The organism is Psychroserpens algicola (genome assembly GCF_014526325.1).
Classification (GTDB): Bacteria; Bacteroidota; Bacteroidia; order Flavobacteriales; family Flavobacteriaceae; genus Psychroserpens; species Psychroserpens algicola.
In genome coordinates, this window is the sequence record NZ_JACNMJ010000001.1 from 1,384,600 (window position 1) to 1,403,000 (window position 18,401).

General features: G+C 33.8%; 18 protein-coding genes. 14 read left to right on the forward strand and 4 right to left on the reverse strand.

All coding sequences use genetic code 11. The features are described 5' to 3' along the window. Positions 1-85 precede the first annotated feature (85 nt). The 13 genes from H7350_RS05775 (at position 86) to tsaB (ending at position 11,872) form a co-directional block, all read left to right on the forward strand. Complete coding sequence (locus H7350_RS05775; RefSeq protein ID WP_204344902.1) at positions 86-1,063, forward strand: cytochrome c oxidase subunit 3; 978 nt, start codon at positions 86-88, stop codon at positions 1,061-1,063. A 21-nt stretch (positions 1,064-1,084) separates the two neighbouring features. Continuing rightward, positions 1,085-1,465: a cytochrome C oxidase subunit IV family protein gene (locus tag H7350_RS05780; protein ID WP_204344903.1), complete on the forward strand. Its 381-nt coding sequence runs from the start codon at positions 1,085-1,087 to the stop codon at positions 1,463-1,465. 90 nt (positions 1,466-1,555) lie between these two features. Next, on the forward strand, positions 1,556-2,272 hold the full coding sequence (locus H7350_RS05785; RefSeq protein ID WP_204344904.1) for a hypothetical protein: 717 nt from the start codon (positions 1,556-1,558) through the stop codon (positions 2,270-2,272). Positions 2,273-2,282: 10 nt separating this feature from the next. Next, positions 2,283-3,038 carry an SCO family protein gene (locus H7350_RS05790; protein ID WP_204344905.1) on the forward strand — a complete coding sequence of 252 codons (756 nt, stop codon included), beginning with the start codon at positions 2,283-2,285 and terminating at the stop codon, positions 3,036-3,038. 6 nt (positions 3,039-3,044) lie between these two features. Then, entirely contained in the window at positions 3,045-3,584 is a 540-nt protein-coding gene (locus H7350_RS05795; RefSeq protein ID WP_204344906.1) for a DUF420 domain-containing protein, read from the forward strand. Position 3,585: 1 nt separating this feature from the next. Beyond that, positions 3,586-3,810, forward strand: a complete 225-nt coding sequence (locus H7350_RS05800) for a hypothetical protein (RefSeq protein ID WP_204344907.1) — start codon at positions 3,586-3,588, stop codon at positions 3,808-3,810. Positions 3,811-3,944: 134 nt separating this feature from the next. After that, complete coding sequence (locus H7350_RS05805) at positions 3,945-4,646, forward strand: ABC transporter ATP-binding protein (protein WP_204344908.1); 702 nt, start codon at positions 3,945-3,947, stop codon at positions 4,644-4,646. Beyond that, entirely contained in the window at positions 4,639-5,883 is a 1,245-nt protein-coding gene (locus tag H7350_RS05810; RefSeq protein WP_204344909.1) for an ABC transporter permease, read from the forward strand. Before H7350_RS05805 ends, H7350_RS05810 begins: the two co-directional genes overlap by 8 nt. Position 5,884: 1 nt before the next feature. Next, the gene (locus H7350_RS05815; RefSeq protein WP_204344910.1) at positions 5,885-7,144 is read left to right on the forward strand and encodes an ABC transporter permease; all 1,260 of its coding nucleotides are present in this window, start codon (positions 5,885-5,887) and stop codon (positions 7,142-7,144) included. 69 nt (positions 7,145-7,213) lie between these two features. Then, positions 7,214-8,371: an efflux RND transporter periplasmic adaptor subunit gene (locus H7350_RS05820; RefSeq protein ID WP_204344911.1), complete on the forward strand. Its 1,158-nt coding sequence runs from the start codon at positions 7,214-7,216 to the stop codon at positions 8,369-8,371. Positions 8,372-8,425: 54 nt separating this feature from the next. Beyond that, complete coding sequence (locus tag H7350_RS05825) at positions 8,426-9,868, forward strand: TolC family protein (protein WP_204344912.1); 1,443 nt, start codon at positions 8,426-8,428, stop codon at positions 9,866-9,868. Between the two features lie 3 nt (positions 9,869-9,871). Then, entirely contained in the window at positions 9,872-11,179 is a 1,308-nt protein-coding gene (locus H7350_RS05830) for an efflux RND transporter periplasmic adaptor subunit (protein WP_204344913.1), read from the forward strand. Positions 11,180-11,197: 18 nt separating this feature from the next. Continuing rightward, the gene (tsaB, locus tag H7350_RS05835) at positions 11,198-11,872 is read left to right on the forward strand and encodes a tRNA (adenosine(37)-N6)-threonylcarbamoyltransferase complex dimerization subunit type 1 TsaB (RefSeq protein WP_204344914.1); all 675 of its coding nucleotides are present in this window, start codon (positions 11,198-11,200) and stop codon (positions 11,870-11,872) included. On the opposite strand, the gene H7350_RS05840 is transcribed toward tsaB, so the two are convergent. The 4 genes from H7350_RS05840 to H7350_RS05855 all read right to left on the reverse strand — a co-directional run bounded on the left by H7350_RS05840 (position 11,869) and on the right by H7350_RS05855 (position 14,745). Beyond that, positions 11,869-12,681 (reverse strand): mechanosensitive ion channel family protein, encoded by an 813-nt coding sequence (locus H7350_RS05840; RefSeq protein WP_204344915.1) that lies wholly within the window; start codon positions 12,679-12,681, stop codon positions 11,869-11,871. The genes tsaB and H7350_RS05840 overlap by 4 nt on opposite strands. A gap of 92 nt (positions 12,682-12,773) precedes the next feature. Beyond that, positions 12,774-13,466 carry a hypothetical protein gene (locus H7350_RS05845; RefSeq protein ID WP_204344916.1) on the reverse strand — a complete coding sequence of 231 codons (693 nt, stop codon included), beginning with the start codon at positions 13,464-13,466 and terminating at the stop codon, positions 12,774-12,776. Between the two features lie 116 nt (positions 13,467-13,582). Next, positions 13,583-13,783: a dodecin family protein gene (locus H7350_RS05850; RefSeq protein ID WP_204344917.1), complete on the reverse strand. Its 201-nt coding sequence runs from the start codon at positions 13,781-13,783 to the stop codon at positions 13,583-13,585. Between the two features lie 59 nt (positions 13,784-13,842). Further along, complete coding sequence (locus H7350_RS05855; RefSeq protein ID WP_204344918.1) at positions 13,843-14,745, reverse strand: NifU family protein; 903 nt, start codon at positions 14,743-14,745, stop codon at positions 13,843-13,845. A gap of 346 nt (positions 14,746-15,091) precedes the next feature. On the opposite strand from H7350_RS05855, the gene H7350_RS05860 reads away from it, so the two are divergent. Further along, the coding region (locus H7350_RS05860; protein WP_235989268.1) for a choice-of-anchor L domain-containing protein at positions 15,092-18,401 on the forward strand (3,310 nt) is incomplete at its 3' end.

The window sequence follows — 18,401 nt, forward strand, 5'->3', positions numbered from 1 at the left end:
ATGTTTTCAATTTTTAGAAACCAATGTTTTTTTAGATAGATAAAATGATTATTTTTGTGCAACTTTTAACAACTAAATGCTTTATATGGATACTACAGTAGCAAATACTGGAACAGAAGGCAAAACTTGGGGTGGCGGAAATGAGCCACTAAAAGCGAGTTATGGTAAAATGATGATGTGGTTTTTTATCGTATCTGATGCCTTAACTTTTTCTGGATTTTTAGCAGCGTACGGATTTTCAAGATTTAAATTTATTGGTTCTTGGCCAATAGCAGATGAAGTGTTTACACACGTTCCGTTTTTCCACGGAAACTATCCTATGATTTATGTGGCTTTCATGACGTTTATCTTAATCATGTCGTCTGTAACAATGGTATTAGCCGTTGATGCAGGTCATCACATGAAAAAAAACAAAGTCATCTGGTACATGTTTTTAACCATTATTGGTGGTTTGATATTCGTAGGTTCTCAAGCCTGGGAATGGGGAACATTCATTAAAGGTGATTACGGAGCTGTACAAACTAAAGGTGGAAATATTCTTCAGTTAGTTGATAACGAAGGTCATCGTGTTGCCATAGGAGATATTGCAATCGATGCTCATGGTGAACGTGTTCAGCATGAACGTAAAAACGGACTTTGGTTTGTAGATGAAGGGACTTTGCCAGCCTATACAGTAGATGAGGTTTATAATGGTTTAGTCGCTAATCCTAATGTATTAATCAGAACGCAAGAGATTAATGCTGAAGGTCATAAAACGGTTTTAACCAGAGAAGAGTCATTACAACAACTTAAAAACAACGGTAAATTAGTTGTAGAAGGTGCTAATCTTCATGTCAATGAATATGGTACATCTTTATTTGCTGATTTCTTTTTCTTTATTACAGGATTCCACGGTTTCCACGTATTCTCAGGAGTCGTCATCAATATCATTATTTTCTTTAATGTTATTCTTGGAACTTACGAGCGAAGAGGAAGTTATGAAATGGTTGAAAAAGTTGGATTGTATTGGCACTTTGTCGATTTAGTTTGGGTATTTGTATTTACATTCTTCTACCTAGTTTAAATTTTATATTATAGCAAAATCATGGCACACGAACATAAATTAGCAATATTTAGAGGAACAGTTAAGTTTAAGTCAAACACTCAAAAAATTTGGGGTGTATTAATATTCTTAACTATCGTTACAGCAATAGAAGTTATTTTAGGTATTTATAAACCTGAAAGTTTAATGGCAAAGTTCATAGGGATGAAACTTTTAAACTGGATTTTCATTATACTTACTATTGTTAAAGCATATTATATCACCTGGGATTTCATGCACATGAGAGATGAAACCAAGGCATTAAGACGTATGGTTGTTTGGACTGCAGTGTTTTTAATATGCTACTTAATCTTCATCTTACTTCAAGAGGGAGGTTATATTGAAAGTGTTTACACTAATGGATTTGTTAAAAGAGATTTTTAACATGACATTATTATCATAAAGTATTCAAAAAGACGGTTTTTTTAAACCGTCTTTTTTATTTTTGCAAAACGAAATCAAACACAACTCTCTATGCGTAAAATGCCACTAAAAACTGCCCTTGTTCTAGGTGTTTTATTCTTTCTACCTGTTATCTTTCTGTTATTTTTATATCCTTCAACACATAATTATAATCCGCTGGAAATTGTTGACAATGAAGTTAACGAGTTACAGTTGTTTGTGTCAGATTCCGAAGTGCCAATTCAGCTTCAGGACCATATCACCATTTTAGGGTTCTTAGGAAATGAGCCAGTCGATAATGCTATTGCTGCTTCAAACCTTAAAGAGTTGGTCTATGATAAATTCAAAGGGTTTAAAAAATTTCAAATTGTTATTGTATTACCTAAAGGGTCAGAACATGAAGCAGCACAACTACAAAAGGAAATTAACAATTATGACGATATGCGGTTTTGGCACTATGTGTTTGGTGAACCTAATGATATCAAATCATTATTTAATAGTTTAAAAACTGAAGAAGCGCTGGATGATAATCTATTTACCGACCATGTTTTTATAGTGGATAAGGATATTAAACAACGTGGACGATTAGATGATAGAGAAGATAATGAAAAGGAAACACAGAAGGCAATTTTTCCACTCTATTCTTATGATTGTATTGAGGTTGCTGAAATAAAAAATAAAATGAGTGATGATCTCAGAATTTTATTTACCGAGTATCGACAAAAACGTAAAGGTAAGTTTGATTCCTCATCACGTCGTGCAGAAGATTTGAATACCAACGAACTCTAAATTATAAATGATGAGTACCAAAAAAACAAACTACTCTTATATAGGAATTGCTTTTATTCTTCTTGTTTTCGGAATTATTTTTATTCCAAAAATTGTCGATAGAATTAAAGGAGATGACATTACAAGAAGCGAAAGTCGATCAAAAAATGTATCGACAGATGCAGAAGGTTATGTATCCGATTTAATGTTCTTAGAGATTAATGGAGCGCCTAAAAAAGTGCCGCCTTTTTCATTTGTAAATCAAGACGGAAAAACCATCACTAATAAAGATTATGAAGGAAAAGTATATGTCGTGGAGTTTTTCTTTACAACGTGCCCGACAATTTGCCCTAGAATGAATAGGAATTTAGTGCAGATACAAAATACATTTTCAGACTTTGAAGACTTTGGTGTAGCGTCGTTTACCATCAATCCGGATTATGATACCAAAGAGGTGTTAAAAACGTACGCAGATAACTACGGAATTACAAACTCGAATTGGCATTTAATGACTGGAGATCAGGAAGCCATCTATGCCTTAGCTAATATCGGTTTCAATATCTATGCAGGAGAAAATCCTGAAGTAGAAGGTGGTTTTGAGCATTCTGGAAATTTTGCACTTATTGATAAAAACGGATTTATGCGTTCGAGAAAAGATAACTTCGGAAATCCTAAAATATTCTACAAAGGCATTATCAGTGAAGAAGAACAAGTAGATGAAGACGGTGAAACCGAAGAAATAAGTATGCTAAAAGAAGATATCGCTAAATTATTAAAAGAAGATTAAGTTATAATGAGTTCTATTGAAAATCCATCAGAAGAAAAAAAATATAATAAATGGATCGTAATACTTTCCATTGCTATTCCTGTTGTTGTTGCTGTTTTATTTACAGTTAAAATACCTAATGTTGAACCGCTATCATTTTTGCCTCCAATTTATGCAACAATCAATGCTATTACAGCATTAGTGTTGGCTATCGCATTATGGGCAATTAAACAAAGAAAGCAAAAGCTTCATGAAAACTTAATGAAATTTGCGATTACATTGTCTGTTGCTTTTTTAGCCATGTATGTTGCGTACCATATGACAAGTGATTCTACAAAATTTGGAGGCGAAGGGGCTATCAAATACGTGTATTATTTTGTGCTGTTGACGCATATATTACTTTCAATCGTAATTATTCCTTTTGTACTAATTACCTATGTTAGAGCAATTACAAACAACTTTGAACGCCATAAAAAAATAGCGAGAATTACCTTTCCGCTTTGGTTATATGTAGCTATAACTGGAGTTATTGTTTATATAATGATTTCACCATATTACATACATTGATATGAAATTTAAAATAGTCATAGTTGTATTGGCATTACTTGTTTCTTTAAAAACGAGTGCTCAGTGCGCTATGTGTAGAGCTGTTTTAGAAAGTGAAGAAGGACAAACTACTGCCGAAGGAATTAATGATGGTATCGTGTATTTAATGGCAATTCCTTATGTTTTAGTGGCAGGAATAGGGTTTTTAATCTACTGGAAATTTTTTAGAGTTAAAAAAACCGAATAAAATACATCAATTACTGTAACATTTTCTGCATTTCTTCGTCTTATAAATATCAATCAAAAATCAATTCTTAACATATACTTAGCATAAATCATTTCAGTATTTACTTAAGTTTGTAAGAATTAACCATCCGTATTATGATTCAAATCAAGGATTTGCATAAATCTTACCATATGGGAAGCAATTCGCTTCACGTTTTAAAAGGTATAAATTTTGATGTTAAAGAAGGAGAACTTGTCTCTATTATGGGCTCGTCAGGTTCAGGGAAATCTACCTTGCTTAATATTTTAGGTATGTTAGATGAAGCAGACGAAGGCCAGTACATTCTTGATGATGTTCCAATTAAAAAATTAAACGAAAAAATCGCTGCTAAATATAGAAATGAGTTTCTCGGATTCATTTTTCAATCCTTTAATCTTATTAATTATAAAAGTGCATTAGACAACGTCTCTATGCCACTGTATTATAAAGGTATTAAGCGAAAAGAACGTACCGAAAGAGCCATGCACTATTTAGAGAAAGTTGGACTTGGCGACTGGTCACATCATTTACCAAGCGAATTATCTGGTGGTCAAAAACAACGTGTCGCTATCGCAAGAGCATTGGCCAGCGACCCTAAAGTGTTATTAGCAGATGAACCAACAGGAGCATTAGATACCAAAACCTCATATGAAGTTATGGAGCTTATTCAAGGTATAAATGATGAAGGTAAAACCATTTTAGTGGTAACTCACGAACACGATATTGCGCAAATGACTAAACGTATAGTTAATCTTAAAGATGGATTAATTATAGACGATAGCAAAGTAGAACAAATAAGAGCATCGCAGCATGTTTGATATAGAACGTTGGCAAGAAATATTCGAAACGTTGAGCAAAAACAAATTGCGAACGTTTTTAACAGGACTCTCTGTAGCTTCTGGGATATTTATATTAGTCATACTTCTTGGATTTAGTAAAGGCATCGAAAACGGCGTGAAATCACAGTTTGAACAAGATGCTACCAATTTAATAACGGTTTGGACAGGTGTAACCACCAAAGAATATAAAGGCTTAAATCCAGGACGTTATATCCAAATGAAAAATGAAAATTTTGATAGAATCTCTCAAAAATATGAAGACAATATCGAATATGAAACTTCATTGTATTCCATTTGGGGCGCTGAAATTTCTTACCAAAATGAAACTGGAAATTATCGGGTAAGAGGTGCCATGCCAGATCATCAATTTATAGAAAATGCTGATATGGAATATGGGCGTTTTGTAAATCAGTCAGATTTAAATGACAACCGTAAAGTTGCTGTAATTGGACGTCGACTAAAACAGGACCTGTTTAAAGACGAAGATCCTATTGATAAAAACATATCCATTTTTGGAGTGAATTTTAAAGTCATAGGTGTTTTTGTAGATCCAGGAGGTGAACGTGAAGAACAACAAGCTTACATTCCTCTAACAACATCTCAAAAGGTATTTAATGCTGGAGATAATATTAGAAACATTTTGTTTACCGTAAAAATGTCTGACAATTTTGACGAAGCCGTAGCCTTATCTCAAAATATGTCTAATGCTGTTGAAAGTGATCTTAAATTAATGCATACTGTATCACCAGATGATACTAGTGCGATTAGAGTATTCAATACTCTTGAAGAGGCCAAACAAATCTACGGATTAATTGATATGATTAGATATGTATTCTGGTTTGTTGGAATTTTTACAATTGTAGCTGGAGTTGTTGGCGTAGGAAACATTATGTTGATTATTGTAAAAGAACGTACGAAGGAAATTGGTATACGAAAAGCTCTAGGAGCATTACCTATGTCTATTATCGGGATGATACTTCAGGAAGCGATATTTGTAACCATGTTTGCAGGCTTGTTTGGTTTGATATTTGGACTTGGTCTATTAGAAGTCGTTGGTCCTCAAATTGAAAGTGATTTTATAAAATATCCACAAGTTGATTTTAACATTGCATTGAGCGCTGTTTTTATACTTGTTTTTGCCGGAACATTAGCTGGGTTTATACCAGCTTATCGTGCAGCAAAAATTAAACCTATTGTAGCATTAAGAGACGAATAGTATGTTTAGTAGAGACCGTTGGGACGAAATATTAGAAGCTTTAAATGCCAATAAGGTTAGAACCTTTTTAACGGCATTTGGTGTCGCTTGGGGTATCTTTATTTTGGTGGTTCTATTAGCGCTGACCAATGGTTTAAAAAATGGAGTGCTTAAAGATTTTGGTGATTTTGCTACTAATTCAATGTTTATGTGGACCCAAGGTACTTCAAAACCTTATAAAGGGTTACCTAAAGGACGTTATTTTAACTACAAAATTGATGATGTTGCCGCAATTAAATCTCAAGTTCCAAATTTAAAATATGTGTCACCTAGAAATCAATTAGGCGGATTTAGAGGTGCTAATAATGTGATTAGAGGGACTAAAACCGGAGCTTTCGAAATTTATGGCGATTATCCCGAATATATCAAACAACAACCTATGGATATTCTTCAAGGTCGTTTTATAAGCTACTCCGATATTGAAGCCAAACGTAAGATATGTGTTGTAGGCACTGGAGTTGTCAAAGGGCTTTATGATAAAAATGAAGATGTTCTCGGTACTTATATCAAAATAAATGGCGTCAATTTTTTAGTGGTTGGCACATTCAAAATGAGTAACAGTCAAGGAGATGGTGAGCAAGAGGCCAGTACAATATATATTCCGTTTACAACATTTGGTCAGGCTTTTAATCGAGGTGAGAATGTTGGATGGATGGCCATAACAGCTGTTGATGGTGTTCCGATAACTTCAGTTAAAGCACAAATTTTTGATTTAATGAAATCCAGGCATAAAGTGCATCCAGAAGATGATCGTGCGATTGGGCATTTTGATTTGTCCGAGCAATTTGCACGTATAAGTGGCTTGTTTTCTATATTAACCATAGTTGGATACTTCGTTGGAATTTTAGTTTTAGCTTCAGGAATTATTGGAATTAATAATATCATGCTCATCGTTGTAAAAGAACGTACTAAAGAAATTGGAGTTCGTAGAGCGCTAGGTGCAACACCTTGGATGATTAAAGGTCAGATATTACACGAAAGTTTAGTATTAACTATCTTATCAGGAATGGTTGGTGTGTCATTTGCAGCCTTAGTAATTTGGGGACTTAATGCAATATTGGATAATGCCGGACCTGTGGAAAATTTTGCCAATCCAAGTGTGAGTATGCAAGTTGTTTTTGTAGCTCTAATCATATTAATTGTATCTGGATTACTTGCAGGATTAATTCCTGCCAATCGAGCTACTAAAATGAAACCTGTTGACGCACTAAGAATCGAATAATTATATAAATCATTAATCAACTTATGAAACTTTGGTTTCATAACACCATCAAAAAATACTAATCAACTCATGAAAAGAACAAGAACCATAATTATACTGGCTTTAATTGTTATCCTGTTTGGAAGCGCACTATACTACTTATGGAAAAAAAATCAGGAAGATCCACAAACCTACGCGTCTGAAACACCGTCTGAACAAACTATAGTTGTTAAAACAGTAGCAACAGGCAGTATTGTGCCTAAAGAAGAAATATTGATTAAGCCTAATATTTCGGGTGTTATTGAAGAGGTGTTTATTGAAGCAGGAGAGTATGTAAAACAAGGCGACCTTATCGCTCAAATTAGAGTCATTCCAAATGTTTCTAACTTAACAAGTGCTAAAAATAATATTGCTTCAAACAGAAACGCATTGCAAACGGCTGAAATTAATTACCAGACACAAAAAACAATTTATGACCGTCAAAAAGAATTGTTTGAAAAAGGTGTCATTGCTGCTAATGAGTTTGACCAGGTAAACAATACATACTTACAAGCTAAGCAACGAGTAGAACAAGCTCGAATTGATGTGACACAGTCGCGTCAAAATTATGACATCATCAAAACAGGAACAACTTCTGGCTTAGGAAATGTAGCGCAAACACAAGTAAGAGCTACAGTTTCGGGAATGGTTTTGGATGTTCCGGTTAAAGCTGGAAATCAGGTTATTGAAGCTAATAATTTTAATGAAGGCACATCAATAGCATCTTTGGCAGATGTTAAGCAGATGATTTTTGAAGGTAAAGTGGATGAGAGTGAAGTAGGTAAAATAAAAGAAGGGTTGCCTTTAGAAATAACAGTTGGAGCGATTGAAGATCAAAAATTTGACGCTGTTTTAGATTATATTGCACCTAAAGGTGTTGCCGAAAATGGTGCTATTCAATTTGAAATAAAAGGGTCTTTACAAAAAATAGACTCTACTTTTATAAGAGCTGGCTTAAGTGCCAATGCATCTATTATTTTAGATAAAGCTGAAAAAGTACTGGCAATCAAAGAAGCACTGGTTCAATATGATAAGGATACCAAAAAACCATTTGTTGAAATTGAAACTGGCGACCAACAATTTGAAAGAAGAGAGGTTGAATTAGGAATAAGTGATGGTATTTTTGTAGAAGTAAAAAGCGGTTTGAGCAAAGACGATAAAATTAAGATTTGGAATCAGGTTCAAGGGCCTCCTCAATTTGCTCAATAATAATTTTAACATTTAGTGTAACACTTTAACATTTACAGAGACATATAGATAATTATGAAAAAAATAGTTAGCATATTAGTTGTTTTAATAACAATAACTTCCCAAGCTCAAAATAAAAAATGGACACTCATAGAGTGTGTTCAGTATGCTTTAGAAAATAACATTTCTGTTAAGCAAAGTGAATTAGATTTAGAAGCCGCAGACATCGACAGGCTTACTGCAATTGGAAGTTTTTTGCCTAGTATTAATGCTAGTGCTGGCGTATCTGAAAATACAGGACTTAGTTTTAACCCTGTAACCAATAATGCCCAAACAACTACATTTTTATCAGCTAGTGGAAGCATTAATGTTGGTTATACTTTGTTTGATGGGCTTAGAAATATAAGAACAGTACAACGTGCCGAAATTTCCAAATTAGCAAGTCAGTATCGTTTGGATAAAATGAAAGATGATATTTCCCTTTTTGTAGCTAATGGATACTTACAAGTCATCTTAAATAAGGCTAATTTAGAAGTGTTGAAATCTCAAAATGAAGTTACTAAAGAGCAAATTCAAAGAACGAATGATTTAGTAGAAGCAGGTTCATTACCAAGAGGCGATTTACTCGAAATTCAAGCAACAGATGCAAGTGAGCAACAAGCTATTATCAATGCTGAGAATAGTGTCAGAATTTCATTAATAAGTTTAGCTCAATTATTATTAATCAAAGATTATGAAACTTTCGACATAGAAGATGAAGGTTATGATATTGTTGATGTTGGTATTGCAGATAAAGATATTTCAGAAATTTTATCAAAAGCAAAAGAATCCCGATCAGAAATAAAAATAGCAGAGCAAGATGTCGAACTCGCTAAAAAAGATTTGCAAATAGCTAAGGGAGCAACCCTTCCAACACTGTCAGCATTTTTTGGTTATAATACGCGATATGCTAATACAACATCTTTCACTCAGGTGGCTGATCCTGATAACCCAACGGTTACACAACAAATAGGTGTTGTAGAAGCTACAGGGCAATCTGTTGTTGGTGAGTTTCCTAATACCATCTTACAAGAAGTTAATGCCGATCCCTTTGTTGATCAGTTATATCAAAATGATGGTATTGGTTACGGACTTAGCTTAAGCATTCCTATTTTTAACGGATTCGCCATAAATGGAAATATCAAACGAAATAAAATCAATTTAGAGCGTAGTAAATTTCAGTTAGAACAAGCAGAATTAGATTTGGAGTCAACAGTATATCAAGCTTATGTTGATGCTAAAGGTGCTTTAAAGTCTTATGAAGCAGCAGAGTCTGCACTTGAATCACAGCAATTAGCGTACAATTATGCCAAAGAGCGATATGATGTAGGATTAACAAACGCTTTTGATTTTAGTCAGTCTAAGCTTAGATTTGATAATGCCAGCATTGAACTCAATCGTGCGAAATACGATTATATATTTAAGTTGAAGGTTCTCGAGTTGTACTTCGGAATTCCTGCAACAGAATTAAAGTTTTAAACCATGACTAAAAGAACAAAAATTATCCTTGGAATTGTTTTCCTAATCCTAATCCTAATGCTTATAGGATTCAAACAAGGATTCTTTGGTAAAAAAGGAAATATTAAAGAGGTAGAATTTAAAAAAGTTGCTCTAGTAGATATTACCGAAATTGTATCTGCTACTGGAAAAATACAACCAGAAGTAGAAGTTAAAATATCTAGTGAAGTATCTGGTGAAATTTTAGAACTTCCTTTTAAAGAAGGGCAGCAAGTAAAAAAAGGAGATCTTTTGGTACGCGTTAATCCTGATTTAATACAGTCTGCTGTTAGCCGATCTCAAGCATCATATCAAAACGTGAGAGCTGGACTAGAACAAGCCGAAGCATCATTAAAAGAAGCCAAGGCCAATTACGATAGAAATAAAGCGCTTTTTGAGAGAGGTGTTATTTCAAAAGCAGACTGGGATAGAGCTATTGCAGCTTACGAAACAGCAACTGCTTCTAGAAGTTCGGCATATTACAGTGTGCAAAGTGCTGCTGCTACAGTAAATGAAGCAAAAGATAACTTAAGTAGAACTGAAATTTATGCGCCTATGAGCGGAACAATTTCCTTACTTAATGTTGAACTTGGAGAACGTGTGGTAGGAACCCAACAGATGGCTGGTACCGAAATTTTAAGAGTGGCAAACCTAAATAATATGGAAGTTGAGGTTGATGTCAATGAGAATGATATTGTGAAAGTCCAAATTGGAGACTCTACAATAGTTGAAGTAGATGCCTATTTGAAGAAAGAGTTTAAAGGAATTGTAACCGAAATAGCTAATTCAGCAGCAGGAACATTAACCGCAGATCAGGTGACAAATTTTAGAGTTAAAGTAAGGATTTTAGAAGAATCATATCAAGATTTAATAGAAGGAAAACCTGAAAATTATTCGCCTTTCAGACCAGGAATGACTGCCACAGTTGATATTATAACTGACAAGAGAAACAATTCAATTGCTGTTCCTATAAGTTCTATTGTTATCAAAACGGATACATCATCGGTTAAAAAGAATTATAAGGAAGCCTCAGAAGACTCAGAAGAGATAGCACCAGAAAACGAAGAAAAATTCGAATGTGTTTTTGTTAATGCAAATGGAGAAGCCAAATTAAAAGTTGTAAAAACAGGGATTCAGGATGATACTAATATCGAAATTGTATCCGGATTAAATGAAGGCGATGAAATTATTACTGGTCCATACACAATGGTTTCAAAGACATTAAAGCCTGGTGATAAAGTTGAACAAAAAAATAAAAATGATAAAAAAGAAGACGAATCTTCCGAAGATTAAACGTCTCAAATAGATCTTATGTCTCTTATATTAAATATAGAAACATCAACTACAAATTGCTCAGTCTCTCTTTCTAAACAAGGAGAGACTTTGGTTTTAAAAGAAGATAATAATGCCAGTTATTCTCATGCCGAATCATTGCATGTTTTTATGGATTCGGTTTTAAAATCTGCTCATATCAAAAAAGAAGAGCTTGATGCTATTGCTGTAAGTAAAGGACCTGGTTCGTATACGGGTTTACGTATTGGTGTTTCGGCAGCAAAGGGATTAAGTTATGCATTAGGTATTCCTCTAATTTCTGTTTCTACACTAGAGGCTTTAGCGTATCAAGTTCAAGTAACCGAAGGTGTTATTGTACCTATGTTAGATGCAAGGCGTCTTGAAGTATATTCGGCGATATATGACAGTTCACATCAACAAATAAGAGCAATTGAAGCTCAAATTCTTGATGAGAATGCTTTTTTAGATTATTTAAATAAAGGTGTTGTGTATTTTATTGGTAATGGCGTAAGTAAGACCAAAGATTTGATAAATCATAAGCATGCTAAGTTTATAGAAGGAAAATTGCCGTCTGCTAATGAAATGAGTAGTTTGGCCTATGAAAAGTATAAAAAAAGCGACATCGAAGACGTCGCTTATTTTGAACCTTTTTATTTAAAAGATTTTATTGCATTAAAACCAAAGAGGTCTTAGCCTTCTTTTTGTATTTCGACTGCGTGTGGATAAGGAATCTCAATTCCAGCAGCGTCTAGAGCTTCTTTTGTTTGTTCTGTAACATCAAAATAAACAGTCCAATAGTCTTCAGCATTACACCATGGTCTTACCACGAAATTTATCGAACTATCAGCCAATTCAGAAACAGCAATAGTAGGCGCAGGTTCTTTCAATACTTTAGGATGAGAGGCTAATACCTGACTAAAAACGTCTTTGGTTTGTTTGATATCAGAATCATAACCAACCCCAAAAACCAAATCGACTCTTCGAGTACCTTCTGTTGTATAATTTATAATATTTCCGTTAGAAAGTGCAGCATTCGGAATAATGATCTCTCTGTTTGAAAGTCCGGTAAGTTTTGTCGTAAATATTTCAATTTCTTTTACAACACCAACTTCACCTTGTGCTTCAATAAGATCACCTACTTTTATAGGCTTAAAAATCATGAGTAAAACACCTCCTGCAAAATTGGCTAAAGAACCTTGTAAAGCCAAACCAACTGCTAAACCAGCTGCAGCTATAATAGCGGCAAAAGATGTCGTTTCAACACCAACGGTTCCTAGAACTACAATTATAAGTACAATTTTTAATATCCAACCTAATAGGTTTAATAAGAATTTTTTGAGACTAGGATCATAGTCTTGTTTGTCCATTGTTTTTCTTAAGCCTTTAATTAAAGATTTGACAATCCATGAACCAATAATCCAAATAGCAATTGCAGCCAATATTTTAGGGCCAAAATTGATAATCACTTCATAACCTTTGTCTATCCATTTTTGTAATTCCATAATATAGTTTTTAATTAGAGTGTAATATTAATAAAAAAAACCTGAACGAATTATAGAATTTGTTCAGGTTTTAATGTTTGTAATGTTGTCTTTTACAAAGTATTAACGAAGTTAATAAGTTCAAGTAAATCCTCTTTTTTAGAGGTTTTTATTTTATTAGATTTTATAAAATCTTCAATTTTATCTGAATGCTCAGGAAATAATTTAATCATATCCTTTTTCTTTTCTGGTAAGATTTGAGCAGTATTGTTCTTTAACATAATGTAAAACACATCATCAACTCTTTTGAAATGAGCAGGCTTTGTATCTTGATAACTGCTTTTAGCTGGACGTCTTTCGATAAATTTCTTAGATTCTTTTATCAGTAAATTTACTTTAGCATTTACATTATTAACAAAGATGAAATATCCTCTTTCAGCAATACCATCTTCATTGATGTAATTTGCAGACTGATATGTTTTTTCATCTTTAAGAAACGTTATTTTGACACCTTCAATATTTTTATTAATAGCCTGAATGGTGTTTTTTTCAGTCTGAACTTCCATTTGGTCAGTGATGGCATTATACCTTAAGTTGTATATTTTTTCGGTATCAGCCGTTACTCTGGCAGGTGTAAATTCGTCTATAATATACGGCGTGCCTTGAATAGTTTTATCGCTTCTGTCAAACGTGTAGATTTGACCAGACCCTGATTCTACTAGTGTTTGAGTCTGAATTAAATCTTGAGAGAATGCAAATAGCGATCCACACAACATTAAAATCGTTAACAATTTTGTTGATTTCATAATGAATTATTTTTTTATAATAGCATCAAATTTGATGCCAAATAACATACTCGATTTGAGCTTAATATGTAATCGAAAATAACAATACGCAACTAAGCGAGTATTATTTTTAAGACTTATTTAACCTCAAAAGTCAACTTTACATTAACTCTAAATTCTGTAACATCATCATCTTTTACAATAGCGCTTTGTTCTTTGACGTAAACAGATCTGATGTTTTTTACACTTTTAGATGCTTGTTTAACGGCTTTTCTTGTTGCGTCTTCCCAACTTTTATCAGAATTAGATAAAACTTCAATTACTTTTAATACTGCCATTTTGCTTTAGTTTTTTAAATTTAACTTATGTAAGTTAAATATATGAAGAATAATTAAAACTAACCGTTAATTGCTTCGACGGTTTCAACTTTATCTTTAAGCATTTCTTTAAGCATATTTTCAATACCATTTTTTAGTGTAAAAGTAGAAGAAGGGCACCCGCTACATGCGCCTTGAAGAATTACTTTTACTTTCTTTTCTTTAGGATCATAGGATTGAAACTCTATATTACCACCATCACTGGCAACAGCAGGTCTGACATATTCTTCTAAAATATTAATAATTTCTTTTGAAATATCATCTCTCTGTTCAAACTGTTCGTCTAAATAGGTTTGGCTTTTTTCTATATTTTTTGGTGCATTAGCGTCTATGATGGTTTTACCATTTTCAACATAAGCTCTAATGAATTCACGCAATTCCATAGTGATATCATTCCATTCAGCAACGTCAAATTTTGTTATAGAGACAAAGTTTTCGTCAATAAATACGCTTTTCACAAAAGGAAAGTGAAATAATTCTGCTGCTAGAGGAGCAAATTTTGTATCATCAATAGATGTAAACTCGTGCGAGCTAGTCACTAATTTTTTATTAGCTACAAATTTTATAACACTAGGATTTGGAGTGCTTTCAGCATAAACAGTCACAGGAACTTTCTTTGGTGCTTCAGAAACATTTACAACTTCGCCGCCGTTATTTAAGTAGTCCGTAATTTGCTGAGCTACTTCAGATTGTACATCAGCCCATTCTACAATATTAAAACGTTCAATAGCAATAAAATTACTTGATATATATACCTTTTTCACAAATGGTAGATAAAACAATTGCTGTGCTAAAGGCGATGATTTTGCTTCATCAATATTATTAAATTCAAAGCTTTGGTGCTGAGTTATAAACTGATCAACTTCAAATTTTAATATGGTTGGATTATTAGTTTCTTTTATAGATATAGAATATGTATTCATGATTTTTTTTTGCAAAAATAAGTAACTAAAGTTTGAAATAGTAGCTTTTATGAATATGATAACGATTTAAAGTAGGTAGGTTTGATACAATAAACTAATTATTAAGTTATTTAACTAAAGGTGTTAGGGTTTTTTAGTGTTAAACTGTTATTTTTAAAACGAATTAGAAGTCGTTATTACTTAATTTTTACTAAATTTCGCTCTTATTATCAAAACCTCTACCTATAACTTGATAACTATACACTTTTCGTTCAGAAAAGTTTACGCTTAGTTGATAGATAGTCTTCAGTAAAAATGATAACTGAAAAATGGTTTATAATAAGTTTAAAAACTATTTTTAAACGCTATGAAAAAGCTTTACATTCTATTTATCTTATTTTCCTGTATTTCATTTGCACAAGATTTAAGTATGCAAGACGGGGTATTTACACGATGTGCTCCAGATAAGTTTTACGATTCAGGAGGTGCTGGAGGTTCTTATTCAAGTAATGAAAATTTAGTCACTACAATTTGTCCTCAAAATGCAGGTGAATTTATAATTTTAGATTTTACGGCATTCAGTACACAATTAGGTGTTGATGAAATGACAGTGTATGATGGCGATGATACTACAGCTCCAATTATAGGAACCTATTCAGGTGTTGCCGGACCAGGAACTGTGATCGCATCAGACACTAATACGAGTGGTTGTATCACTGTGCAATTTGTAACCGATGGAACTGGAACAACAACAGGTTGGGAGGCCGATATTATATGTGCTGTTCCTTGTCAAACAATTACACCATCGATAACTACAGTTCCAGTAGAAAACACTGCTGGAGTTGTTCAGGTTAATGTCGGTGAGCCAATAGATTTCACAGGAAGTGCTACATTTTCTTCTGATGGAACTGGAGCAACTTACGAATGGATTTTCGGAGATTTTACAACCGATACAGGAGCAACAGTTTCTCACAGCTATGCTGCACCAGGAATGTATAGTGTGCTTTTAACTGTAACAGATGCTAATCCCGTAGGATGTGATGCTATAGCCCAAATTTCTGTTTTTGTAGTGGGTGAAAATATTGTAGTTGATCAAACAACCTTTACCGTTGAAGAACTTGTACAGGATGTACTCATTGATAGTCCATGTGCTCAAGTGAGCAATATTACATTTTCGACAGGTACTAACTTTGGAGATGATAATGGTATTGGTTACTTTATAAATGATGGAAGTTTGTTTCCGTTTACAGATGGAATATTGCTAACATCAGGTGATGCCAGTAGGGTTCGAGGTCCTAATAATAATGCATTGAGTGATGGTGGAGGTGCTTGGCCTGGAGATGCCGAATTAGATGCTGAAGTAGGGATAAATTCAAACAATGCCTCTATTATTGAATTTGATTTTGTGCCTTTAGCCGATAGTATAAGTTTTGATTTTTTAATGGCTTCTGAAGAGTACAATGGTAATACTGGTGGAACTTTTGAATGTACATTCTCAGACGCGTTTGCCTTTTTATTAACTGATTCCGACGGTAATACAACAAATCTTGCTGTGTTGCCAGGCACTACAACTCCTATCTTAGTAACAAACATTCACCCTGCAAATCCTGGATGTCCAGCTATAAATGAACAATATTTTGGTGGATATACTAATAATAACGCGCCACCAATGAGTTTCGATGGACGTACAACAGTTTTTACAGCTCAGTCTGCAGTAACTCCTGGTGAAAGTTATAATATCAAATTAGTTATTGCTGATGCTTCAGATACAGCGCTTGACTCTGGAGTATTTATTGAAGCAGGAAGTTTTAATTTAGGTGGAGATTTAGGAGATGATATCACAATTGCAGCCGGTACTGCCGAATGTGGAGGAGAAACGGTAACTCTAGACACACAAGCGCCTTCAGCAAACCATGTTTGGTATAAAGATGGTGTTGTAATTGCAGGAGAAACAGCGTCAACTTTAGATGTTACAGAACCTGGAGTATATACCGTTGATGTCGTATTTTCAGGAAGTTGTCAAGCCACAGATTCGGTTATTGTAGAATTTAAAGATAATGCAATAGCCAATACACCTCCAGACCTTTCAATTTGTAGTTTTTCTGGAGTAGGAGATTTTATGTTAACAGATAACGATGACGATATTCTTGGTGCTCAAGATCCAACGGAGTTTATTGTCTCTTATCACTTGAATGAACAAGACGCCATTGATAATGTAAATCCAATTGCAAGTCCGTATACTAATATTTCCAATCCACAAACCATTTTTGCCCGTATTTCTGATAATACTCAAGAGTGTTTTTCGACCACTTCATTTGATTTAGTGTTTACCGACTTGACTATTAATACAGCTGTAACACCTATAGATGTCTGTGATGATAACAATGATGGATTTGCGATGTTTACGTTAACTGATAGAAATACTGAGGTTATTGCGGCATTAGATCCAACTACGGTTACAGTATCTTATCACGAAACTCAAGCAGATGCAGATAATGGAGTTAACCCATTAACTGTTCCATATCCTAATACTGTAATTAATACTCAAACCGTTTATGTTAGAGTGGAAGCAAATGGGGATCCAGACTGTTATAATACAACAACGTTAGAATTAAATGTTTTTCCTATACCAGTTCCGAATGCACCTACTCCTTTAGAAGTTTGTGATGATGATAATGATGGATTTTCTACATTTAATTTAACGTCAAAAGATTTAGAAATTATTGGACCACAATTAAACATGACTGTGACTTATCATGAGACACAATCTGATGCCGATACTGGAACCAATGCTCAAGCAAGTCCATATAGTAATATATCAGCCAATTCGCAAACATTATACGCCAGATTAGAAGACAATAATTCTGGTTGTCATGACACTGTTGAATTATTACTTATAGTAAATCCTTTACCAGATGTAGGAGCAGTTTCGGATTACGAATTATGTGATGTGAATTTACCTGGCGATGAAATCGAAACGTTTGATTTATTTTCTAAAAATGATGAAGCTATTAATGGACAAGTTGGAGTAACTGTTTCTTATCACGAATCCCAATCTGATGCTGAAGATGGTATCAACCCATTACCTCCATTTTATAACAATACAAGTACACCACAAACTATTTTTGTTAGTGTTACAAATACAACAAGCAACTGTACCAATGTAGGTAGTTTTGATTTAATTGTAAACCCTTTACCAGCATTAGTCGATCCAACTCCATTAGAGGTTTGTGATGATGGTACGCCAGATGGTATCACGAGTATAGATTTAAGTTTAAAGAATGTAGAGATAACGGACAATAATTCTAATTATTCGGTGAGTTATCATTTCACGCAGTTAGATGCAGATATGAATTCAAATCCGTTAGCGATTCCTTATACCAATACGGTCAACGGTCAAATTGTATTTGTACGGGTACAAGATATTAATACAGGCTGTTATGATACCACGACATTAGAGCTTATAGTTGAGCAGGCACCAATAGCGAATACACCAACGCCATTAGAGTATTGTGATCCGGATAGTGACGGTTTTGGCGTTTTTGATTTAACAAGTAAAGACATAGAGATAACAGGAGGCGATCCTAGTTTATCGGTGAGTTACCATGAGACTATGGCAGATGCAGATAATAATGTAAATGCCTTAACGAGTCCATATAATAATATCGTAGAAGATA